The organism is Aeromonas sp. MaB10011B (assembly GCF_017939325.1).
Taxonomy (GTDB): Bacteria; Pseudomonadota; Gammaproteobacteria; order Enterobacterales; family Aeromonadaceae; genus Aeromonas; species Aeromonas caviae.
The window spans coordinates 1-293 of record NZ_JAGKRK010000066.1; the positions used below are offsets into that span (position 1 = coordinate 1).

At 56.3% G+C, this 293-nt stretch carries 1 protein-coding gene; it reads left to right on the forward strand.

Going from position 1 to position 293, the window contains the following annotated elements:
- Positions 1–293: DDE-type integrase/transposase/recombinase (locus tag J9893_RS14000; RefSeq protein WP_210621924.1), on the forward strand; the 293-nt coding region annotated here is incomplete at both ends.

Genomic DNA, 293 nt, shown 5'->3' on the forward strand with positions numbered 1-293 from the left:
GCGGATAAAACCCAAGAAGCGGCTAGTGCGGGCCAAGCCGGAGCCGTTGGCAGTCCCTGACCAACCGAATCACTGTTGGTCGATGGACTTTATGCATGACCAGCTCAGCGATGGTCGTTCGGTGCGGTTGTTTAATGTGATCGATGCCTTCAATCGCGAAGCACTGTGCATCGAGGTGGATTTTTCCTTGCCTGCCTCGCGAGTCAAACGGGTGCTGGAGCAGGTCATCGAGTGGCGGGGCAAACCAGCCGCAATCCGCTGTGATAATGGTCCGGAATACATCAGCGAAGAGC